This window comes from Rhodococcus sp. SJ-2 (assembly GCF_053750035.1).
Map to the genome: position 1 here is coordinate 1,468,506 of NZ_CM132340.1, position 21,679 is coordinate 1,490,184.

The 21,679-nt window shown below is 64.3% G+C and carries 23 protein-coding genes; 8 read left to right on the forward strand and 15 right to left on the reverse strand.

Going from position 1 to position 21,679, the window contains the following annotated elements; genetic code table 11:
- The first annotated feature begins 46 nt into the window (after positions 1 to 46).
- Positions 47 to 808 carry an SDR family NAD(P)-dependent oxidoreductase gene (locus ACSYG9_RS06685; RefSeq protein ID WP_454841744.1) on the forward strand — a complete coding sequence of 254 codons (762 nt, stop codon included), beginning with the start codon at positions 47 to 49 and terminating at the stop codon, positions 806 to 808.
- Between the two features lie 81 nt (positions 809 to 889).
- On the opposite strand, the gene ACSYG9_RS06690 is transcribed toward ACSYG9_RS06685, so the two are convergent.
- Genes ACSYG9_RS06690 through ACSYG9_RS06715 form a run of 6 tightly spaced genes read right to left on the reverse strand, consistent with a single transcriptional unit; the run spans position 890 to position 7,487 of the window.
- Positions 890 to 1,843, reverse strand: coding sequence for an NAD(P)-dependent oxidoreductase (locus tag ACSYG9_RS06690; protein WP_454841745.1), 954 nt, complete (start codon positions 1,841 to 1,843; stop codon positions 890 to 892).
- Positions 1,840 to 2,286: a carboxymuconolactone decarboxylase family protein gene (locus ACSYG9_RS06695; protein ID WP_454841747.1), complete on the reverse strand. Its 447-nt coding sequence runs from the start codon at positions 2,284 to 2,286 to the stop codon at positions 1,840 to 1,842. The genes ACSYG9_RS06690 and ACSYG9_RS06695 overlap by 4 nt, the downstream gene beginning before the upstream one ends.
- Positions 2,287 to 2,329: 43 nt before the next feature.
- The gene (locus tag ACSYG9_RS06700; RefSeq protein WP_454841748.1) at positions 2,330 to 3,748 is read right to left on the reverse strand and encodes an aldehyde dehydrogenase family protein; all 1,419 of its coding nucleotides are present in this window, start codon (positions 3,746 to 3,748) and stop codon (positions 2,330 to 2,332) included.
- 25 nt (positions 3,749 to 3,773) lie between these two features.
- The gene (locus ACSYG9_RS06705) at positions 3,774 to 4,781 is read right to left on the reverse strand and encodes an aldo/keto reductase (RefSeq protein ID WP_454841749.1); all 1,008 of its coding nucleotides are present in this window, start codon (positions 4,779 to 4,781) and stop codon (positions 3,774 to 3,776) included.
- Entirely contained in the window at positions 4,774 to 6,183 is a 1,410-nt protein-coding gene (locus tag ACSYG9_RS06710) for an acyl-CoA reductase (protein WP_454841750.1), read from the reverse strand. The genes ACSYG9_RS06705 and ACSYG9_RS06710 overlap by 8 nt, the downstream gene beginning before the upstream one ends.
- Before the next feature lie 5 nt (positions 6,184 to 6,188).
- Positions 6,189 to 7,487, reverse strand: a complete 1,299-nt coding sequence (locus tag ACSYG9_RS06715; protein ID WP_454841752.1) for a hypothetical protein — start codon at positions 7,485 to 7,487, stop codon at positions 6,189 to 6,191.
- 135 nt (positions 7,488 to 7,622) lie between these two features.
- On the opposite strand from ACSYG9_RS06715, the gene ACSYG9_RS06720 reads away from it, so the two are divergent.
- Positions 7,623 to 8,288, forward strand: a complete 666-nt coding sequence (locus ACSYG9_RS06720) for a TetR/AcrR family transcriptional regulator (protein ID WP_454841754.1) — start codon at positions 7,623 to 7,625, stop codon at positions 8,286 to 8,288.
- 42 nt (positions 8,289 to 8,330) lie between these two features.
- Here the strand turns inward: ACSYG9_RS06720 and ACSYG9_RS06725 are convergent, their stop codons facing one another.
- Both ACSYG9_RS06725 and ACSYG9_RS06730 read right to left on the reverse strand, forming a co-directional pair.
- On the reverse strand, positions 8,331 to 9,167 hold the full coding sequence (locus ACSYG9_RS06725) for an SDR family oxidoreductase (RefSeq protein ID WP_454841756.1): 837 nt from the start codon (positions 9,165 to 9,167) through the stop codon (positions 8,331 to 8,333).
- Positions 9,168 to 9,213: 46 nt separating this feature from the next.
- A complete protein-coding gene (locus tag ACSYG9_RS06730; RefSeq protein WP_454841758.1) occupies positions 9,214 to 9,633 on the reverse strand; it encodes a VOC family protein in 420 nt (139 codons plus the stop codon).
- Between the two features lie 130 nt (positions 9,634 to 9,763).
- Here ACSYG9_RS06730 and ACSYG9_RS06735 point away from each other — a divergent pair, with 130 nt between their 5' ends.
- From ACSYG9_RS06735 to ACSYG9_RS06750, 4 genes are read left to right on the forward strand one after another with little or no spacing between them, the layout of a single operon-like run.
- Positions 9,764 to 11,065, forward strand: a complete 1,302-nt coding sequence (locus tag ACSYG9_RS06735; RefSeq protein WP_454841760.1) for an acyl-CoA dehydrogenase family protein — start codon at positions 9,764 to 9,766, stop codon at positions 11,063 to 11,065.
- Between the two features lie 26 nt (positions 11,066 to 11,091).
- Complete coding sequence (locus ACSYG9_RS06740) at positions 11,092 to 12,084, forward strand: phosphotransferase family protein (protein ID WP_454842902.1); 993 nt, start codon at positions 11,092 to 11,094, stop codon at positions 12,082 to 12,084.
- An 8-nt stretch (positions 12,085 to 12,092) separates the two neighbouring features.
- Entirely contained in the window at positions 12,093 to 12,860 is a 768-nt protein-coding gene (locus tag ACSYG9_RS06745; protein ID WP_454841762.1) for an enoyl-CoA hydratase-related protein, read from the forward strand.
- Between the two features lie 5 nt (positions 12,861 to 12,865).
- On the forward strand, positions 12,866 to 13,837 hold the full coding sequence (locus tag ACSYG9_RS06750; RefSeq protein ID WP_454841764.1) for an NADPH:quinone oxidoreductase family protein: 972 nt from the start codon (positions 12,866 to 12,868) through the stop codon (positions 13,835 to 13,837).
- 140 nt (positions 13,838 to 13,977) lie between these two features.
- On the opposite strand, the gene ACSYG9_RS06755 is transcribed toward ACSYG9_RS06750, so the two are convergent.
- Positions 13,978 to 15,117 carry an RNA-guided endonuclease InsQ/TnpB family protein gene (locus tag ACSYG9_RS06755; protein ID WP_454841766.1) on the reverse strand — a complete coding sequence of 380 codons (1,140 nt, stop codon included), beginning with the start codon at positions 15,115 to 15,117 and terminating at the stop codon, positions 13,978 to 13,980.
- Between the two features lie 60 nt (positions 15,118 to 15,177).
- Here ACSYG9_RS06755 and tnpA point away from each other — a divergent pair, with 60 nt between their 5' ends.
- Positions 15,178 to 15,543 carry an IS200/IS605 family transposase gene (tnpA, locus tag ACSYG9_RS06760; protein ID WP_454842903.1) on the forward strand — a complete coding sequence of 122 codons (366 nt, stop codon included), beginning with the start codon at positions 15,178 to 15,180 and terminating at the stop codon, positions 15,541 to 15,543.
- Between the two features lie 98 nt (positions 15,544 to 15,641).
- On the opposite strand, the gene ACSYG9_RS06765 is transcribed toward tnpA, so the two are convergent.
- From ACSYG9_RS06765 to ACSYG9_RS06790, 6 genes are all read right to left on the reverse strand, one after another.
- Positions 15,642 to 16,094 carry a hypothetical protein gene (locus ACSYG9_RS06765; RefSeq protein WP_454841768.1) on the reverse strand — a complete coding sequence of 151 codons (453 nt, stop codon included), beginning with the start codon at positions 16,092 to 16,094 and terminating at the stop codon, positions 15,642 to 15,644.
- Positions 16,095 to 16,135: 41 nt separating this feature from the next.
- Entirely contained in the window at positions 16,136 to 16,735 is a 600-nt protein-coding gene (locus ACSYG9_RS06770; protein ID WP_454841770.1) for a TetR/AcrR family transcriptional regulator, read from the reverse strand.
- 115 nt (positions 16,736 to 16,850) lie between these two features.
- Complete coding sequence (locus ACSYG9_RS06775; RefSeq protein ID WP_454841772.1) at positions 16,851 to 17,999, reverse strand: thiolase family protein; 1,149 nt, start codon at positions 17,997 to 17,999, stop codon at positions 16,851 to 16,853.
- A 54-nt stretch (positions 18,000 to 18,053) separates the two neighbouring features.
- Complete coding sequence (locus tag ACSYG9_RS06780; protein WP_454841774.1) at positions 18,054 to 19,259, reverse strand: CaiB/BaiF CoA transferase family protein; 1,206 nt, start codon at positions 19,257 to 19,259, stop codon at positions 18,054 to 18,056.
- Entirely contained in the window at positions 19,259 to 20,425 is a 1,167-nt protein-coding gene (locus tag ACSYG9_RS06785) for an acyl-CoA dehydrogenase family protein (protein WP_454842904.1), read from the reverse strand. The genes ACSYG9_RS06780 and ACSYG9_RS06785 overlap by 1 nt, the downstream gene beginning before the upstream one ends.
- A 99-nt stretch (positions 20,426 to 20,524) precedes the next feature.
- Positions 20,525 to 20,833: a hypothetical protein gene (locus ACSYG9_RS06790; protein WP_454841775.1), complete on the reverse strand. Its 309-nt coding sequence runs from the start codon at positions 20,831 to 20,833 to the stop codon at positions 20,525 to 20,527.
- Positions 20,834 to 21,141: 308 nt separating this feature from the next.
- Between ACSYG9_RS06790 and ACSYG9_RS06795 the strand changes: the two genes are divergently transcribed.
- A complete protein-coding gene (locus ACSYG9_RS06795) occupies positions 21,142 to 21,678 on the forward strand; it encodes a carboxymuconolactone decarboxylase family protein (protein ID WP_454841777.1) in 537 nt (178 codons plus the stop codon).
- Position 21,679 lies beyond the last annotated feature (1 nt).

Consider the following 21,679-nt stretch of genomic DNA (forward strand, 5'->3'; position numbering starts at 1 on the left):
AGAACGACATTCCTGATTTCAGAATCGCGATTCTCGAGGGGTACTTGTGGAAGGTCTGAAGGACAAATCCATCCTGATCGCCGGGGCAGCGACCGGCCTCGGCGCCGATTCGGCAGCGCGCCTGGCCCGCGAAGGAGCGAGAGTCGTTGTCGGCGACATCAACCTGCAAGGGGCACAGCGCACTGCTGAGGCGATCACAGCAAGCGGTGGCACCGCGATCGCCGTCCACGTGGACATCTCCGACGACAGGTCCGTGCAGGCTCTCGTCGCGGCGACCCACGAGGCATACGGCCGACTCGACGCGGTTCATATCAACGCGGGCGACATGGGGTCGGTCAGTAAGGACAGCGACGTCGTCGACATCGACCTCGAGGTCTGGGACCGCACCGTGGCCGTGAACCTCCGCGGTCATATGCTGGTCACTCGCCATAGCGTCCCGAAACTGCTCGACAGTGGCGGTGGAGTGATCGTCTACACGTCGTCGATCGCGTCGTTCACCGGAGAAGCGCGCCGTCCTGCTTATTCGGCCACCAAGGCAGGCATCAACGCCCTCGCTCGACACGTGGCCTCACGATGGGGCAAAGAAGGTATCCGGGCCAACGCGATCACGCCCGGGCTGATCGTGACACCCGAGATCCTCGAGGGCGCACCCGCCGAGATCCTCGAATCGGGAATGGCCCGCAACCGCACTACGCGCCACGGCGAGCCTCGGGATGTCTCGAGCATGGTGGCGTACTTGATGTCCGACGAAGGCTCGTGGATCACCGGGCAGGTGGTCAATGTGGACGGTGGAACCGTGCTGCGCTGACACCGCCGCGCAGGCTCGACCGGAAAAGCCTCGCTCCGTGGGGAGCGAGGCTTCTTCGATCAGCGTTCGTTCAGTGTTCGTTCACTGGCCGGCCGGGTCCGCCAGCGACACCTGGTGGTGTTCCTCCAGATACCGCACGACATCCGTTTGGTCTGCAGCCGGGTCGAGTCCGTCGACCGCCGCATTCCACAACCGGCCCACCGCCTCCCCGAGAAGCGGTGAGATCTCCTGATCGTGCGCGAGGTCGAGTGCGATCCCGATGTCTTTGCGCATCAGACGCGCAGCGAAACCGGAGTCGAACGTCCGCGACAACACGAACTTCTCGTACTTCGCTTCGGTTGCCTGATTGCGTCCGCTGCTCGCGTTGATCACGCCGAGCAGCGTGGCGGGATCGATGCCGAACTTGCGGCCGACGAGCAGAGCTTCGGCAGCGATGAGCATGTTGTTGGCGGCCATCAAGTTGTTGAGAGCCTTTGCTGCATGGCCGGATCCGACGGGACCGACATGGATGATGTCGCTGCCCGTTGCCCTCAGGAGCGGAATCACCGCTTCGACCGCCGCGGCGTCGCCGCCGACCATCACCGCGAGCGCGGCCTGTCGTGCGCGCGCCACCCCTCCGCTCACCGGAGCATCGACGACCGAAATGCCCTTCGCTGCGGCGGCTTCGGCGAGTGCCTGCGTGCGGGTGGGGATGCTCGATCCCATATCGACGATCGTGCTTCCCGGACGCAGATGCGCCAGCAGTCCGTCCTCCGAGAGCACGACGCTGTCGACGATGTCGCTGGTCGGGAGCACTAGAACGACGACGTCGCAGGCGGCGAAATCCGCGAAGCTCGCGGCACCCCCGACACCGGCGTGGTCGTCGAGGAATCGGCCCTGGGACGCCGAATCGGCGTCGAACACCAGCGTGGACTGTCCGCTGGCAACGAAATTCTGTGCAATGGGCCGCCCCATCGCGCCGAGTCCGATGTGGCCGACGACCTTGCCTGGCAGCGGCACTGCCGAGGTCGACGTGGTCTGCGCGCCGGCGGTCATGCGTTGTCTCCGGCAGCGCGCGGGCCCAGTTCGGCGACCAGAACTTCCTGCACTACCCGCATCGCCGAAATACCCGCGGGGCAACCCACGTACGCGGTCGCGTGGACGACGGTCTCGGTGATCTCCTCTCGGGTCAGGCCGTTGCCGAGCCCGGCACGCACGTGCGTCGCGAGCTCTTGGAGGTGGCCGAGCGCGATGAGAATGCTGATCGTCGAAAGAGATCGGTCGCGACGTTCGAGCCCGTCACGCGTCCACACACCGCCCCAGACGAATTCGCTGACATACTCCTGTAGCGACTCCCCATCGGAACCGGCGTTGCGTTCGAGGGCTGCATCGACATACGCGTCGCCGAGCACTTCCCTGCGAACAGTGAGTCCGGCATCGAAGAGGGCGCGGTGCGCGTCGTCGACGGACGCTCCGCTCACCGCTGAGTCCTGGGTCATCAAAAGTTCCTTCCGAAAATGGCCTGCAGCACCGCGTGCGTGTTCAGAGCTTGACGGTCACGCATTTGACCTGTCCGTAGTGGTGCAGCGCTTCGACGCCCTTCTCGCGCCCGTAGCCGCTGTTCTTCCACCCACCGAACGGGGTCTGCACCGATGCCGTCGACCAGGTGTTGACGAAAACCTGGCCGGTGCGCAATCTGTCGCTGACCGCGAGTGCCCTGGATACATCCCTGGTCCACACACCGGCAATCAAACCGTACTCCGAGTCGTCGGCGATCGCGACCGCGTCGTCGTCGGTGTCGAACGGGATCACCACGACGACGGGGCCGAAGATCTCCTCGCGCGCAATGCGCATCGTGTTGTCCACCCCGGTATACACGGTGGGGTCGACGTAGAAGCCTCCGGTCTCCTCGGCGAGTGCCGAGACGTTGCCACCGATCTCGGCGCGAACGCCCTCCGATTCGGCGACCTTGAAGTACTCCTGGACACGCCCGAACTGCTCGCGGGTGATGATGGGTCCCATGTCGCGTCCCACCTGGATCTCAGCGACGGCGTCGACCAATCGGCGTACGACCTCGTCGTGGATCTCGCGCTGCACGAGTAAACGGGTACCGGCGGAGCACACCTGCCCCGCATTCCCGGTGAACGCCGCGAGAGCACCAGCAACAGCGGTATCGAGATCCGCATCGGCGAAGATGATGTTCGCCGACTTGCCACCGAGTTCGAGTGTCACCGGAACAACCCGTTCCGCAGCGATACCCGCAACCGCGCGACCCGTCGGCACCGATCCGGTGAAGGCGACCTTGGCAATGCCCGGGTGCTGCGCCAGCGCGGCTCCCGCGTCGCGTCCGTTTCCCAGCACGATGTTGATCACACCATCGGGAATCCCGACTTCCGTCGCGAGCTGCGCGAGCCGCACGCTGGTTGCCGACGTGTTCTCGGACGGCTTGAGTACCACCGTGTTACCCGCAGCAAGCGCGGGCGCACACGCTCGCGACGCCTGGTTCAGCGGCACATTCCACGGCGTGATGACGCCGATGACGCCGTACGGCTCACGCTTGGTGAACACGTGCTGATCCGGTGCCACGTCGATGGTCTCGCCGGCGGGCATCCCGACCAGTCCACCGTAGAACTCGAAATACACGGCGGAGTTCTCGATTTCGCCGAGCGCAACGGCGACCGGCTTGCCGGTCTCACTCACCTCGAGCTCTGCGAGCTCCGGCTTGTTCGCCCGGATCGCCCGACCGAGATCGGTGATCAGGCGCCCACGTGCCAGTGCCGGGATGCTCAACCATTCCGATGTCGCCCTCGACGCAGCGCGCACTGCTGCATCGATGTCGTCGCTGTCGCCGTCCGCGATCTGTCGCACTGTGCGACCGGTCGCGGGATCGGTCACCGGGAGGTATCCACCGCCGTGTGGTGCTGCGGCAGATCCGTCGATCCAGTGTTCGAGGGTCTCCATCGTGTTTGCCTTCCTCAGTCGCGGGCTACCGTTGGGCTCGAGCCCGAAGAGCATCCGGTGTGAACATCGCCCGGCGCTCGTGCAGGAACTCGTGCGGATAGCCGAGGCGAATCTTCGATGCCTCGTCGAGTCGCGCCAAGTGGGAGTCATCGAGTTCGACGTCCAGTGCCGCCAAATTGTCGTTGATCTGATCGACGGTTCGTGCACCGATCGACAGCATAAGCCCTTGCCTGCGTACCCATGCGAGCGCAACCCGCGCGGGTGAGACTCCGAGCTCGCCTGCGACCTCGCGCGTGACGGTGAGAACCCGCTGTACCGGCCCGGGGAGCTTCGCGAAGTCCTCGTCGGACATGGTGCGAGCAAGGGTTCCGCGCCCGAGTGGACTCCATGCGGAAACTTCGATACCCAGCGCTCGCGCCATCGGAAGGAGTTCGCGCTCGGCAGTACGCGCAGTGAGAGCGTACTCCACCTGCATCGTGCAGAAGGAGTTCCATCCACGTAGTTCGGCGACGGCAACGGATTGCGACACCACCCAGGCCGGCGTGTTCGACACCCCGATCGCGAGCACCTTGCCCGACCGCACCAGGTCATCGAGAGCTCGCAGCGTCTCGTCCACGGGGGTGCACTGATCCCACGCATGGACCCACAGCAGATCGATGTAGTCGGTGCCGAGCCGTCGAAGGCTCGTCTCGACGCTGCGGCGCAGGCTCTTCCGGTGGTTTCCGCCAGTATTGGGATCCGCGGGGTCGGTGGGGAAGGAATACTTGGTGCTCACGACGACCGAGTCGCGTTCCGGTGCCACAAGCCGCCCGAGGATCTCCTCGCTCGAACCGTTCGTGTAATTGTTCGCGGTGTCGACGAAGTTACCGCCCGCTTCCCGGTAGGTCTCGTAGATCTTCCGGCTGGTCGATTCGTCGGTACCGAATCCCCATTCCGTACCGAACGTCATGGTGCCGAGGCACAGGTCGCTCACTCGGATACCGGAGCGCCCGAGAACACGCATGGGTATGCCGCTTCGATTCTGCTCAGGCATCGTCATCGGCCACCCAGTTCACCATGCGGTGCAGCGGGTACATGCCGTCGTGGGGGTTACCCATCGTGCCGCGCAATGCACCGCCGAGCTTGACGAGGCGCTGTACGCCTGCGGTGGCGAGATGATCGCGGATCTCGGCCTTGCGATGAGGCGGGTACACACCGACCGTCTGCGTCGCGACGGTCGCGTACGACGCAGCGTCACGGAGCTGCGCGATCGGAATGACATTGACGGTCTTGAAGTTGGGATGGAAGTCGACCATCTCGGGAGAGCGGACGACGAGCCCGGTTCCGTCGAACTTGCCCCACACCCGGTAATCGGGTTCGAGGTAGCGCATTCCCTCCACCGCTTCGCGGATGTCTGCATCAGGCTTCGGGCCCACTGCGGAGGCAAAATCCCGGTCGACGCCGAGACGCTCGTGCAGCAGTGCGCAGAATCGGTCGACCTGGTCGACATCGCCTTCCACACAGATGTGACGCGCTGCGAGGCATGCGTCCTGGTTGAAAATCGTGGCGTCGGCAGCCGCGAGCTCAGCGACCTCCCGCAGCGTCTCCTCCGACTCGAAGGCTTCTCGGCCGATGACTGCCATCGAGACCTTGGGATCGAACGAGATCAGGCTGAAGCCCGGCCCCGCATACTTCGCGGCGTTCTCGATCGCGGCGCCGCCGCCCCACGCAACGAGCTTGTCGAAGTACTGCGAGCGGTACAGCACACCTTCGACCGATTCGTCGCCGCCGCGCCAGTAGACCGCGGAGATCGACTTCAGCACCGGATGATCGGGCGCGATGTCCGACATCGTCCGCAGTACCGCGACCGTGGTGAACGGATCGGCCGACGGCATCTTGAACACGTTGACGGCCTTGAGTAGTGCAGCATCAGCGATCGATGTCATGGCAGCGCTCGGTGAGTTGCCCGCGAGCATGTGGACCAATCGCGGCGGGAACGCGCGGATCTTGCTGACGTTGCCGTTGGGGTCGGTGTTCTCGACCCAGCCGTCGAGCACATCGAGACTTCCGAAGGTGCGCTCGAGGCGGAACTCGAGAGCCTTCTTCGTCAGGAACTGCCCCGGTCGACGGAAGGTGTTCTCGATGATCCGGCGAGGCAACGCGCTGACCTGCAGCGTCATCTCCAGAGATTCCTGAAGGTAGGGGTTCTTGTCCAGGGACAGCTGCCCGGCGGTCTCGACGAGGAAGTCGATGATCTCCGAGACCGGTACGTCGAAGGCGGGTCCCGGCTCAGTGCGCGGGACGAACAGCTCGTTGTACTCGATCTTGGGAGTCACGAAAGGGACTCCGAAGTCGCGCGAGAGATATTCGTTGTCTTCGCCCCAGATCAGCTTCCCGCGGACGAAATGCGGTACCTGGATCTTGGTGCGTGTGGGGGCAGGCGCAGTCGTGGTCATGATGCTCACTCCCCGACGATTCCGCGGACGTATGCGTCCATCGTTCCGGCACAGGTGATCTTGTCGTCGTCTCCGAGATCGGAGTAGCGCACGATGTTCGGCAGAACGGTCTCGCCGTCGCGCCCGCACGGGCAGCGACCCTGATCCACGGTGATCTTGTCACCCGAGATCGTGCCACCCCAACGCCCGTCGACGGTGGTGTCGACGAATGCGGCCCGGCCTTCGACCAGGTTGCCCGATGCTTCGGCGAGTGCGTCGCCGTCCTTGTTCAGGACGAGGAGGACGATCTCCTCCGGCACGTGGTAGCGCCCCTCTTCCGGGCACTTGAACATGCGATTGTTGAGTTCCTGCATGGAGTAGTAGTGCAGGAAGCGCTCCGGAGCGATATTGAGCATCCGGTAGATCTGATCCTGGTAGTCGTCGGGCAGGTTCGTGCCCTTGAGGCCGCCGCCGCTGGTGAGACCGTTGATGCCGGTGATGTCGCCGTCCTTGACGCCCCGTTCACGGAGGACCTCGACGAGTCGGTACAACTGCGGGAACTGCGAACTGAACAGGATGTTCTCGTTACGACGGGCCATGATCTGGTCGGCGTAGTGGTTCAGCTTCTGTTCCTGGAGCGCCGCGCGCTCGGCTGCTTCTGCCTCGAACGACGCGATGTCGTCGGGGGCGGCGGTGCCGTCGGCCATCGCGCGACGCATCGCCGACAACCGGGACAGGTAGCGATGGAACCCTTCGGGTGCGGGCCCGTCGAACAGGGGGAGCGCGTCGGGCCGGGAGAACGAATCGATGATCAGGTCGCGCACAGCGGCATGCTGGGTCTGCCCGGTGTCGGGCCCGACCGGGATGACGTGCCATACCGTTTCGGGCGGCATTCCCAGCGATACGAAGCAGTCGAGCAGGTTCTGCTTGTTGACTTCGAAATCGCGGTAGGACTTGTTGAGGAACGAGCCTTTTCCGCTGGTTCCGCTCGAGCTCGACACCATGTGGCCGGCCTTCTCCAGCGCGCCGATCCAGCCGTCGACGTCGGTGACTTCGGAGACGTCGACGTCGTCGAGTCGGCGGGTGGACAGGGATCCCAGCCACCGATTCATCTGCTCCCACCTACCCTTGGCGATAAGCGTTTCCGGGTAGCTCTTGTAGGTGGTGTGAGGAAAGAGCAGCGGAACGATGTCCTCGCGGGAACGGATCTCGGTGATCCCCTGGTCGTTCGCGCGCTGGGTCAGGACGGGAACTTGTTCCCGCCGTTCCTGGAAGTACGCGTTCAGCGTCCCGATGACGTTTTTCTGCATCGTCGCTTCTGTCACTGTGCCCTCCGGCCGTTGAGTTTCGGGAAGTCCGAGATAACTAGACTTGCGGGTATAGTTAGCGAATACCGATAACCATACTCACCGGAAAAGTTTTATGTCCATAGGCAATTTTGTTTGGCACACTCTTCAGCTATGACATCGGTGAATGAGCCGCCGCGGGCCGTGGGCGCAGGTCGGCGGAGGGGAGGCCGACCGACCAAAGAGGAAGCGGGCCGACTCGACGAAGCCGTCCGCGAGTCTGCGCTCCGGTTGTTCCTCGAAAACGGTTACGAAGGCACGACCATGAATGCCATCGCCTCCGCCGCGGGAACGACGAAACCGTCTCTGTACGCGCGCTTTCCCACCAAGGAGGATGTTTTCCGGTCGGTACTCGGGTGGGCCATGTCGCGTAGGGACTGGCCGTGGCCCGAACCCGATCCGCCGGACTTCGACGACCTGGAGAAGGCATTGACCGCGATCGCAGACATCGCGGTCCGGCGCGCCCTGGATCCGTCGATGATCAAACTCCAGCAGGTTGCGGTCGCCTATGCCTCCCGATATCCCGATATCGCCCGCAAGGCACTCGGTTCCGGTCACTGGCCGCGCACGAGACAGGTCGCCGAACTCCTCCGACATCATGCGGCCACCGGCGCCATCGTCGCCGACGATCCCGACACCCTCGCCGAGCTGTTCCTCGGCATGGCGTCGGGCGGCCCCGCGCGCCTCGCTTCGTTCGGAATCGTTCGCACCCACCTGGAAGAACACATCCGAGCGTCGGTCGACCTGTTCCTGCGCAGCCTGCGACCGAGCGCCGGCTGACATCGCACTACAGCGCAGCGGCAGTCCGGTCGAGAATCCGCTCTACGCACCGCCCCCTTCGCGTTGCGCCGCGATCGCAGCCATCACTCCACCGTCGACGAGTACATCGATGCCGTTGACGAAACTCGCGCCGTCCGACAGCAGGAACGCCACGACCGTTGCGAGTTCGTCGGCCTGGCCGAGTCGGCCGAGCGGCGTCGCGCGCTGCATATCAGCGATGCGCGGATTGCTCGCCGCCTCCTGCCGACCCTGCGGAGTATCGATCAGCCCCGGTGACACGGAGTTCGCACGCGCTCCCGCGGCACCGAGCCGGATGGCTTCCGCACGCGCGAATCGCTGCACCCCGTGCTTCGCCCACGAGTAGGCGATCCCGGGTTGCTCGATCGATTCGCCGACGATCTCCCGGAGTTTGTCGAGGAACTCCTCGTCGAGCGGATCGTCCAGGACCGCACCCAGCTCTGACCCCGGATTCATCCGGCCGATCAACGGTGCCATCGACGCGAAATAGACCATGGCGGTACCGGCTCTCGCCAGCGGACGGAGCGCCTCCGCCAGCAACGCCGTACCGACGAGGTCGACCGACACGATCTTGCGCCAGTCGGCCATGGTCGGGGAGATCCCCGCTGCGTGAGCGACGGAACGGAGCGTTCCGAGCTCGGCCGTGCGGTCGGCGAGCCTGCCCAGCGCATCGGCGTCACCGACGTCGGCGGCGAACGGTTCGACCACCGTCAGGTCCGACGACAACTGCGCTGCTGCCTCCTTCGCGGACGTTTCGTCGATGTCGACGAGCAGCATTGTGTCGACGGTGCCGATCATCCGCTCCGCGCACGAGAACCCCATGCCGCGGCCGCCTCCGGTCACGATTCCTACCTGGCCCATGCTTCCCTCTCTACCGTCGGTGCCGATGTATCGAACTGCTGTGGGGTCACTGCGGCGCCATCCAGCACTGCGACATCCCCGGTTCCGCTGCGCGGGTCACGAATTCGAGGAGGAGCCCGGATGGACTTCGCATGAACGCGAAGAAGAGGCTGCCGTCGGGCGCTCGTCGGGTTGCTTCCGTGCTGTAGCCCTGGGCGGCGAACTCGTCGCGATCGGCATCCACGTCGTCAGACCAGTAGCCGAGATGGTGGATACCCGGGACCGCCTCCCACAGGGGCGCCGACGCACTCCGGACGAGTTCGATGCGCGGTTCTGTGATCGAGAACGCGCATTTCAGGTCGACCACATGATCTCCGGTGGGCAGTGTCACCGCTACTTCCCCACCGACCTCCGGACCCCATTCGTAACCGAAGAGCTGGGAATACTCTGCCTTGGCCGCGGCCGGGTCGTTGGTCACGACACCCATGTGGAATAGGTCTTGGGCTTTCAACTCGGTGCCTTTCGTCGCGGGCTGTTCCAAACCGACTTCAGTCGTGTAAGAATAGCATTCTGAAAAGTACGATTTAAGATTCTTGGAATCAGAGAGGAGCCGGGCAATGGCGTGGGACTTCGAAACCGACCCCGAATACCAGGAAAAACTGGACTGGGCCGACGCCTTCGTGCGCGACGAGGTCGAGCCGCTGGACCTGGTGTGGGAACACGAGCAGTTCGTACCCCTCGACGGCCTGCGACGCAAGGCCATCGATCCGCTCAAGGAACGGGTTCGCGAACAAGGCCTGTGGGCCACACACCTCGGTCCCGAGCTCGGCGGCCAGGGCTACGGACAGCTCAAACTCGCACTGCTCAACGAGATCCTCGGACGCTCGTCGTGGGCACCGATCGTCTTCGGATGCCAGGCACCCGATACCGGCAACGCCGAGATCATCGCGCACTACGGCACACCCGAGCAGAAGAGGAAGTACCTGCAGCCACTGCTCGACGGCGAACTCTTCTCCACCTACTCGATGACCGAGCCCCAGGGCGGCGCCGACGTCGCGCAGTTCCGCACTCGAGCAGTCAAGGACGGTGACGACTGGGTCATCAACGGCTGGAAGTACTTCTCCTCCAACGCCAAGACCGCCTCGTTCCTGATCGTGATGGCCGTGACCGACACCGAGGTACCGGTACACAAGGGCATGTCGATGTTCCTCGTGCCCGCCGACACCCCGGGCATCAATATCGTGCGTAACGTCGGCCTGTACGGCGAACCGATGAATGGGGGCAGCCACGCGCTCATCCACTACGAGGACGTGCGGGTACCCGCCGACGCGCTCCTCGGCGGTGAGGGTCAGGCGTTCGCCGTCGCTCAGACCCGTCTCGGCGGCGGCCGCATTCACCACGCGATGCGGACGATCGGACTCGCCCAGAAGGCCCTCGACATGATGTGCGAACGGGCACTGAGTCGCGAAACCGCTGGCAGCCGACTCGCCGACAAGCAGACGATCCAGGGCTACATCGCCGACTCCTACGCGCAGCTGACGCAGTTCCGCCTCTTCGTGCTCCATACCGCGTGGAAGATCGACAAGTACAACGACTACAAGAAGCTCCGCAAGGACATCGCTACGGCAAAGATCGTCATGCCGACCGTGTTGCACGACATCGCCTGGCGCGCAATGCAGGTCCATGGCGCACTCGGTGTCACCAACGAGATGCCGTTCTTCAAGATGATTCACGGTGCGGCCGTGATGGGCCTGGCCGACGGCCCGACCGAGGTCCACAAGACGACCGTTGCAAAACAGGTCCTGCGCGACTACAGCGCAACCGACGACCTGTGGCCCACGCAGTGGCTTCCGCGCAAGCAGGACGAAGCCCGCGCCAAATACGCCGAATACCTCGAACTGGAAGTGGGAAACCTGTGATCGACACCGATCGACTCGCCGCATGGATGGACGAGCAGGGACTGCCAGGCAAGGGGGCCCCGCTCGAGGCCAAGTACCTTTCCGGTGGCACGCAGAACGAGATCTACAAACTCGACCGCGACGGCTTCACCTGCGTCATCCGGATTCCGCCGACCGGTGCCCCTGCCGACCGCGACAGTGGAATCATTCGTGAATGGCGGATCATCCAGGCACTCGACGGCACGGACGTCCCCCATACCGCTGCGGTCGCAGCCTGCGAGGACACCTCGGTTCTGGGCCGCTCGTTCTACCTCATGGGATACGTCGACGGCTGGTCGCCGATGGATCAGCACGGCGTGTGGCCCGAGCCGTTCAACAGCGACCTGTCCACACGTCCGGGTCTCGCGTACCAGCTCGCCGAGGGCATCGCGCTGCTGTCCAAGGTCGACTGGAAGGCGCAAGGCCTGCATGATCTCGGGCGGCCCGACGGATTCCACGACCGTCAGGTCGACCGCTGGACCCGCTTCTTCGAACGCATCAAAGCCCGCGAGCTCGACGGAATCGATGTCGCCACCAAGTGGCTGCAGGCGCATCGCCCACTCGACTACGTCCCGGGTCTGATGCACGGCGACTACCAATTCGCGAACGTGATGTTCGAGCACGGCGCACCCGCGAAGCTCGCTGCCCTCGTCGACTGGGAGATGGGCACCGTCGGCGACCCGAAGCTCGACCTCGGCTGGATGCTGATGAACTGGCCCGAGGACATGACCGTCGAAGGCGCAGGCCAGGGCGGCTACGCCGATCTTCGAGGAATGCCCGACCGCGCAAAAATGGTCCAGCACTACTCGGAAGTTTCCGGCCGTCAGGTCGACGACCTCGATTACTACCTGATCCTCGCCAAGTGGAAGCTTGCAATCATTCTCGAGCAGGGCTACCAGCGCGCCGGTGACGACCCCAAGCTGCAGTCCTTCGGTCCGGTGGTCGTCAGCGCAATGCGTGAGGCCGCCGAGCTCGCCGAGTCGACCGACTACAAGGGATGACAGCGGAAATGAACGAACTCGTACAAGAGCAGCACGGTGCCGTTCTCCTCCTGAGGCTGAACCGCCCCGAGGCGCGCAATGCGCTTACCGGCACGCTGATCAACGGGATCGGCGCGGCGGTCGAAGCCGCCGAATCCGACCCGGAGATCCGCGCGATCGTCCTCACCGGCACCGGCGATCGGGCATTCTGCTCCGGCATGGACCTGAGGGCATTCGCCAGCGGCGACAAGATCGGGTTGGACTCCGGCCCCGGCGCCTCCTACGCGCGGTTCGCCAGGGGCGAGACCGACATCCCCGTGATCGGTGCCGCCAACGGCACCGCGATCGGCGGCGGGCTCGAGCTCCTCCTCGGAAGTGATCTCATCGTCGCCTCCTCGGCCGCGAAATTCGGTCTTCCCGAGGTGAAACGGGGCCTGTTCCCGGCCGGCGGAGGGACGAATCTCGGGACGAGGATCCCGCGGGCAGCCGCCATGGAACTGACGCTCACCGGCGATCTGATCACCGCGCAGCGAGGCTACGAACTCGGCCTGATCAACGAGGTCGTCGAACCGGAGTCAGTGCAGTCGGCCGCGCTCGCGCTCGCCGAGCGCATTGCGGCGAACGCCCCACTGGGCCTTGCCGCGGTCAAGGAACTCGTGCGTCTCGCACAATCCGATCCGGCTCGGGCAGACGAGAGGCTGGGACACTGGCAGAGTGTCGTCTTCTCGAGCGACGACGCCAAGGAAGGCGCATCCGCGTTCGTCGAGAAGCGCGCACCGGTCTGGCGAGGGCGGTAACGGGCATGCGCGCAGCGATCTGCTCCGAGTACGGGGGACCCGAGGTGGTCCGCATCGACGAGATCGCCTCACCCTCCCTCGAACCGGGTCATGTACGGGTCCGGGTCGGTGCTGCCGCGGTCAACTTTCCCGATGTGCTGGTCGTCGCCGACAAATACCAGATCAGCGTGCCCCCGCCGTTCGTCCCCGGAAGCGAGTTCGCAGGGGTGGTGGCGGAGATCGCCGACGACGTCGGCGACCTCGCGGTCGGCGACCGGGTGAGCGGCACCGGTATCGTCGGCGCGTTCGCGGAGGAGATCGCAGCAAAGGCCTTGTCGCTGAGACGGATACCCGACGGCGTCGACGACCGCACAGCAGCAGCGTTCGGCGTCGCACATCGCACTGCGTATCACACGCTCCGGTCGGTCGCCCGGATCCAGCCAGGCGAAACACTCGTCGTGCTGGGGGCCGGCGGCGGCGTCGGACTGGCCGCGGTCCAGCTCGGAGCGGTTCTGGGAGCGACCGTCGTCGCTGTGGCCTCGTCGGCCGACAAGCTCGAGGTCGCAGCGTCCTACGGTGCTAAGCATCTCGTCGATCATCACTCGGGCGATCTGCGCGCACTGTTGAAGGGCGTCACTCGCGAGGGGGCCGATGTCGTCGTCGATCCGGTGGGCGGCGCCCTGTCCGAACCGGCTCTCAGGAGCCTGCGACGAGGCGGACGTTTCATCACCGTCGGATACGCCTCGGGAACCATCCCACGAATACCGCTCAATCTTGTTCTGGTGAAAGGTATTCGGATCCAAGGCTTCCAGTTCCAGGACTTGGACCCGGACGAGTTCCGCCGCAACGAAAGCGAACTGGTCGATCTTCTCGTCTCAGGGCGAGCTGTACCGCATATCGGTGCGGTCTATTCGCTCGACGAAGCCGTCGGCGCCCTTCGTCTGGTAGGTGACGGGCAGGCCATCGGCAAGGTGGTCATCGACCTTCAGCAGGACTGACCGACTGCATACGACGTCCCGGCGCTCATCGAGTGCCGGGACGCTTTTGACGTCCTCCCCGGCCGTGAACGACCGGGATTCCTCCCGCAGCGCTACACGCCACTCCGGTGGGTTCCTGTTTCACAGGGACTTACCTCCCGCTAGGCGGCAGGATTTACGGTCCCTCCGCAGGCGTTTCGCCTCTCCGCCCGTCCGGCGGCGAGGATGTTCTTGGCGGCGTTGAGGTCGCGGTCGTGGACCGCACCGCACGCCGCGCACTGCCACTCCCTGATCGAGAGTGGTTTCGGCCCGTCGAGTACCCCGCACGTCGAGCAGATCTGACTCGACGGGTAGAAACGGTCCACCTTCACGAAGGTCCGCCCATACCGGGCGGCCTTCTCCTCCACCATCCGAGTGAACATGCCCCACCCGGCATCGTGCACCGACTTCGCCAACCTCGTCCGCGCCAACCCGGTGACACACAAGTCCTCGACGAACACCGCTTGGTTCTCGCGGATGATCGCCGTGGACTGCTTGTGCGCCCAATCCTTGCGGGCATCGGCCACCTTCGCGTAAACCTTCGCGACACGAACGCGTGCCTTGGCCCGATTCTTCGATCCCTTCTCCTTGCGAGACAGGGCTTGCTGCGCCTTGCGGAGTGTGCGTTCGGCGCGGCGCAAGAACTTCGGTGAGGTGATGGTCTTGCCGTCCGACAGGACCGCGAACGTCGTCAGGCCCAGGTCGATCCCCACCTCCGCATCGACCGGCGGCAGCACCTCGTCGGTCGTTTCGACCACGAACGACGCGAAGTACCGGCCCGCCGCGTCCTTGATGATCGACACACTCGAGGGTTCCGAGGGTAGGTCGCGTGACCAGGCGACTTTCACCTCGCCGACCTTCGCGATATACAACTTCCGGTTGCCTCGGATACTGAAGCCGTTGCGGGTGAGCCGGATCGCCTGCCGAGTGTCCTTGCGGGACCGGAACCGCGGAGCCCCGACCTTGCGCCCCTTCCGCTTCCCCGACATCGAGTCGAACCAGTTCCGGTACGCACGCCGCGCATCCTGGCAGGCTTGGACCAACACCACCTCGGACAGCCATACCCGCTGCGGGGTCTTCTTCGCTGCGGTGACCACTTTTTTCTGCACGTCGGTGTCCGAGAGCGTCACCCCGGCCGCATACGCGTCCTGGCGGGCGCGCAGTGCGTCGTTGAATACCACCCGCGCGCACCCGAACGACCGTGCCAGCCTGTTCTGCTGGCCCGGCGTCGGGTAGACGCGGTATTGGTATCGCAGCTGCATACCCACAGACTAGCGTTGGTCCATGACTCCTTCATCTGATTACGTCGCGGTCGCACATGCATTTTCGCTCTCCATGTGCATTTGGTCTTCGTGACCAGGTATCGCCGGGGGGTCTTCACTGACGAGCATCTGACGACGATGGAGCCGGTGATGACGGACGTGTGCGCCGACTTCGGGGCTCTGCTCCGTGAGTTCTACGGCGAGGACGACCACGTGCACCTCCTCGTTGAGTACCCGCCGACTGTGCAACTGTCCAAGCTGGTGAACTCGCTCAAAGGAGTTTCCTCGCGCCGTCTGCGGCAGCAGTACCGGATGCGCACTCACCGTGATCGCCTGTGGTCTCCGTCCTATTTCGCTGCGTCCTGCGGCGGGGCTTCCTTGTCGATGATTGGCCAGTACATCGAGCAGCAGCGCAGGGCGGACTGAGGGATCGGTTATCCCGGACGTGAACGGCCGGGCTTGCGCCGAAGACATGGTGGTCATTTCGAGGCTGTGAAACGTCTAGTCCTCGTCACGCAGGTCGGTCAGACAGACGTGAGGTGACCCGACTGAGATGAGGTGAACCCGGAGGTCCGGAAGGACTCGATGGGCGCGATCACGGGTTCGCGGACCTCCGCTGCGACGAGCGCGTGCCGCTTGAACACCTGTGCCGCCCTGCTCATACAGTATTCCGACGGCGAGAACCTGGCATCGATCTCTGCCGGGAGCTCATCACCCCACATGCTGAACTTCGTCGATCCGCGATCGAGAAGCCGGTCCAGACCTGCACGGATGCGCTCGTCGGACGAGTAGAGTTCGGCCGATGCCACCAGTGCTTCAGGAACCAGGCCGTGCTCGGTTCCCAAGACCGAGTCGAGATCGACGACTCGGGCCCCGAGGATCTCGAGCGGACGGATGTCTTGATGTTCCCGGGTCAGGACAGTGACTTCCCATCCCGCGAGAACCTGGTCGTAGAGCCACCCTCCGACGTTGCGCACGGTATCGACCACACGGGGCGCGACGACGACGACGCGATGTCTCAGGCTGTGCTGATGGGCATGAGCTGTTGCTCGAGCGACTGTGTGAAGTCCTCGAAGATCTCGGCTATCGGGAGCGAACGATCGAGCAGCCATGAGGTTTCCATTCCGTTGAGGAAAGCGACGATTTCCACCGCTTTGACGGCTGGGTTCACATCCATCCGATACCGCCCGGCGTGTTGACCACGTCGGATACCCGCCTCGATTGTGTCGATCGCGGCGCGGTGTCGAACGAGTAGGCGATCGTGCAGTGGAGCATCCGGCTCCAGGTTCTCGATCAGGAGTACAGCAAACATCCCGACCAGCTCAGGGGACTTCTCGAAACGCAAGTACAGTCTCCTGATCTGCTCGAGTGGATCTCCCGAACGATCAGCACGTGCATCATCGTCTGCATCCCGTGCGTCGAGCACGGCATGCAGCAACTGGTCCTTGGACTGGAAGTGATGCAGCAGCCCCGCGGGCGTGATACCCGCGGCCCGTGCGATCTGAGCGAGGCTCGTGCTGCGCCACCCGTTCCTCGCCAACAACCGCTGAGCTGCACTGAGTATCAGCTCTCTGCGGTCCTCACCCTTGGCGAGAAGCGTGTCGTACGCCCTTTGCACGCTACCTCTTTCCCTCACGTCCCCAACCTACTGAACACACATTAGGTCGGTTTGCCGGATGTGACAAGGGTCTCAGGCCGAGAATTTTTCTGATCGGGTCACAGGAGGCGAGACCCTATGCACCGAGGAGTTCGACGACGGTGGCATTCGCCGTGCCGCCGCCTTCGCACATGGTCTGGAGACCGAATCGAATTCCGTTGTCGCGCATGTGGTGAATCATCCGAGTCATCAGCACGGCACCCGAACCCCCGAGCGGGTGCCCGAGGGAGATCGCTCCTCCGAGCGGGTTGAGCAGTTCCGGATCCGCGCCGGTCTCGGCCAGCCACGCCAGCGGAACCGACGCGAACGCCTCATTGACTTCGAAGACTCCGACATCCTTCAGGCCGATCCCCGCCTTCACGAGTGCCTTCTCGGTAGCAGGGATCGGACCGGTGAGCATGAGCACCGGATCGGCGCCCGCCACCGCACCCGCCCGGTACCGAACGAGCGGGGTCAAGCCCAACTCACGAGCCTTCTCCGGTGTGGTCACGAGCAGTGCGGCAGCACCGTCGGAGATCTGCGACGAGTTTCCGGCATGGATCACACCGTCGTCGGCGAAAGCGGGCTTCAGACCGGCGAGTTTCTCGACCGTGGTGCCGCGGCGGATCCCCTCGTCGACGCTGACCGTGCCCTCGTCGGTGACCACCGGCACGATCTGCGCCTCGAATGCCCCGCGGTCCTGCGCTGCCGCGGCGCGCTCGTGCGAGATCGCCGAGTACTCATCGAGTCGAGTGCGCGACAATCCCCATTTCTGGGCGATCTTCTCGGCGGAGATTCCCTGGTTGAACGCGAATCCGTCGTAGCGTGCCAGCGCACGGGGACCGTACGGCTGCCCGGAGGCACGCGCCGAGCCGAGCGGGACGCGGCTCATGACCTCGACGCCGCCGGCGACAACCACGTCCTGCTGACCCGACATCACGGCCTGGGCTGCGAAATCGATCGACTGCTGACTCGACCCGCATGCCCGGTTGATGGTGGTGCCCGGGATGGATTCCGGCCATCCGGCAGCGAGTACCGAATAGCGGCCGATGTTGCTCGACTGGTCGCCCACCTGCGATACGCAACCCCAGATGACGTCGTCGACGACCCCGGGATCGATGCCGGTGCGATCGGCCAGCGCCTCGAGCACGAGCGCCGACAGGTCTGCCGGGTGCACCCCGGCCAGCCCGCCGTTGCGCTTGCCTACCGGGGTGCGGACAGCCGCAGCGACGACCACTTCACGCATTCGAATTCTCCTGATTCCAAGTGTGTTTACCGGTCATCCGCCGAATATCGATCATCACGGCACCGACCCGATCGCGCCCTGCTCGCGCAGACGATCGATCTCGTCGGGGCGGAAACCGAAGTCCGCGAGAATGATGTCGGTGTGTTCGCCCAAGCCGGGTACGGGTGCCATCGGCGGCTCGTAGCCTTCGATCACCGGTGGCGGAAGAATTGCCTCGACGGGTCCGTTCGGGCTAGCAACCGCCCGCCAACGATTGCGGGCGGCCAGTTGCGGATGATCGATGACGTCACGGGGCGTGTTGTAACGCGAGTTGCCGATACCCGCCTCGTCGGCGATCTTCTGTACATGGTCGAGCGGGTGCTGTGCGCACCACGCTGAGATGGCCTCATCGAGTTCGGCGCGGTGCTCGCACCGTCCCGTGTTGGTCGAGAACCGCTCGTCGTCGGCGAGATCGTCGCGCCCGATGATCTCGCGCGCCAGACGCTGCCACTCACGATCATTGGTCGTACCGAGCACAACGATCTGGTCGTCCGCGGTGCGATACGATCCGTACGGCGCGACCGCAGGCGAGCTCATCCCCAGTGGTTGCTGTTCGACACCGGAGTAGCGGGTGTATGTCAGGGGGTAGCCCATGATGTCTGCCATCGTGTCGAACAGGCTCACCGACACCTTCGACAGGCCGCCGCCGCGGCCCCGGTTTCGTTCCCGGCCGCACAGCAACGCGAGAATCGACAATGCCGAATAAAGCCCGGTGCTGATATCCGCGACCGGCGGACCCGGCTTCGCGGGCTGCCCAGGGAAGCCGGTGACGGAGCACGCCCCCGATTCGGCCTGAATGAGCAGGTCGTACGCGCGCTTGTGCGACAGCGGACCGTCGGGACCGTATCCATCGATCTCGACCGCGATCAAGTCGGGGTACCGCCCGGCCAGATCCTCCGGCGAGAGCCCGAGCCGCGCCATGGCGCCCGGTGCAAGGTTCGACACGAGGGCGTCCGCGCGCGCCAGCAGAGAGTGGAGCGCCCCGAGTCCGCCCTCGGTCTTCAAGTCGAGGGTGATCGATTCCTTGCCGCGGTTGGCCCAGACGAAGTGCGCCGCCATTCCGTTGACGACATCGTCGTAGTCGCGCGCAAAATCGCCCCCCTTGGGGTTCTCGACCTTGATCACACGCGCACCGAAGTCGGCCAGCACGCGGGTGCACATAGGCGCGGAGACCGCCTGTTCGAGGGTCACCACGGTGACCCCGGCGAGCGGGGCCTCCATCAGTAACTCCTCGGCAGTCCGAGGGTGTGGGACCCGAGGTAGTTCAGGATCATCTCCTGGCTGACCGGAGCTATCCGCATCACGCGTGCCTCACGGAAGTACCGCGACACGTTGTACTCCTCGGAGTAGCCCATTCCGCCGTGGGTCTGGAGCGCTCGATCGGCCGCCGCGAAACCTGCTTCCGCACAGAGATATTTGGCAGTATTGGCCTCACGACCGCACGGCTTGCCGTTGTCGTAGAGCCAGGTGGCCTTACGCAGGACGAGTTCGGCCGCGTCGAGGTGCGCAAGCGCATCGGCAAGAGGAAACTGGATGCCCTGGTTCATGCCGATGGGACGTCCGAACACTTCGCGCTCGTTGCCGTACTGCACGGCTTTCTCCAGCGCGACACGGCCGATGCCGAGGGCTTCCGACGCAATCAGCATCCGCTCGGGGTTGAGACCGTCGAGCAGGTACTTGAACCCTTGCCCCTCTTCACCGACGCGATCCTCGACGGGGACCACGAGGTTGTCGATGAACAGTTCGTTGGAGGTGACCGCGTTGCGTCCCATTTTCTTGATGGGCCGGATGTCGATCTTGCTGCGGTCGAGATCGGTGAGAAAAAGCGTCATGCCGTCGGTCTTCTTCTCGACCTCGTCGTAACGCTGGGTGCGGGTCAGGAGGAGAATCTTCTCCGATTCGACAGCCTTGGAGATCCACACCTTGCGGCCGTTGACGACGTACTTGTCGCCGTCGCGCTTCGCGAACGTCGTGATGCGCGAGGTGTCGAGGCCGGCACCCGGCTCGGTCACGCCGAAGCATACGTGCAGGTCACCGTTGACGATGCGGGGCAGTGTGCGCGCCTTCATCTCGTCCGTACCGTGCTTGACCACGGGCTGCATTCCGAAGATGTTGAGGTGGATGGCGCTCGCGGCGTTCATCGCACCGCCGGAGCGGGCGATCTCCTCGAGGAGGATCGTTGCCTCCGTGATACCGAGACCGTGGCCGCCGTACTCCTCGGGCATCGTGATGCCCATCCAGCCGCCGTCGGCGAGCATCTTGTAGAACTCCGTCGGGAACTCGTGAGCGAGATCCTTTTCCATCCAGTACTGGTCGTCGAAGTTCTTCATCAGCTCGGCAACGGATTTGCGGATCAGTTCCTGATCCTCACTCAGCGCGAAGCTCATTCCACCCATAGTCGACACCTCCTGCCGTCGTTGCGGGACCGCGCACTGCGCAACTGCGGCAGCACGCCCGGCCCATCTTCAGTTCTGCGATCGAACGAATCAATCGGAGGCGGGCAACGCCTTGGCTGCCTTGATCGTCATCGGAACGCCGCCGTACGACAGTTCGCCGGTTCCGGGTGACGTACACAGCACCTCGATCGTTCCGTCGGCGTCGACGTATCGCTTACCCAGAAGGGTGACCACGTCGCCGTCGGGCTTGGAATCCGGCTTGCCGGGGGGAGCCGAGATCATCGGGCTTCCGCCACAGGCGATCTCCTGCACGCCTTCTGCGGGTGCACGCACGACCACTACACGAGTGGTGCAGACGGCGCTGGCAAGTTGCCCACCAGGGCGCAGGGTTGCAGTCACAGGGAACCTCTCTTTCGGCAGACGGTCTGCGCACGCCGGATCACCGACGGGCAACACACAGTGCTCTCTCTTTAAGGAAACTAGCTTCTCTAATGTGGAGAATCAATATGCTCTTGACATTGAGGTAGCGGGCCACCCCTCGGGTGATGCAACCGGCCCGGCCGGTGGCGCCACCCCGGGGCGTAGGCGGAACATGCTTGTCAGCAGCACATTCGCCCGATACAGCACGCTTTGTTGACTATCCGGTGTCGTCATGAGAATCTAGCATCCGTAAACGAGAATATGATTCTCAAGAGGAGGAGTTCGGCATGGCCGTAGTGCCCCCGCTGCCGGCAGACCAATGGGACGAGCGTGTCGATTCCGCATTGAGGGGTTTGATGCCCCGGCACATGCGCAATCCGGAAGACGCCGGCACCGCCATGGCGACGCTCGTCCGCCACCCGGACCTGACCAAAGCATTCCTCGGGTTCAGCGTGCATCTGCTCTTCCGGTCGACGCTGCCGCCGCGACTGCGCGAGATGACAATCCTGCGCGTTGCACAGGTGTACGACTGCGAGTACGAGCGCAGCCATCACATCCTGATGGCAGAGAAAGAAGGCGGCCTGACCCGATCGGAGATCGAGGCCGCACTGGCAGGCACCGCAGACGACGAGTTCGAGAATCGCCTCCTTGCAGCGGTCGACGAGCTCCACCAGAAGGCCGCACTGTCCGAGCAGACATGGAATGCGCTCGGAGAGAAGCTCAGCGAGCAGCAGCGGATGGACTTCATCTTCACCGTAGGCGGATATGGCCTCCTGGCCATGGCCTACAACACATTCGGCATCGAGTTCGAAAGCGAAAGGTAGA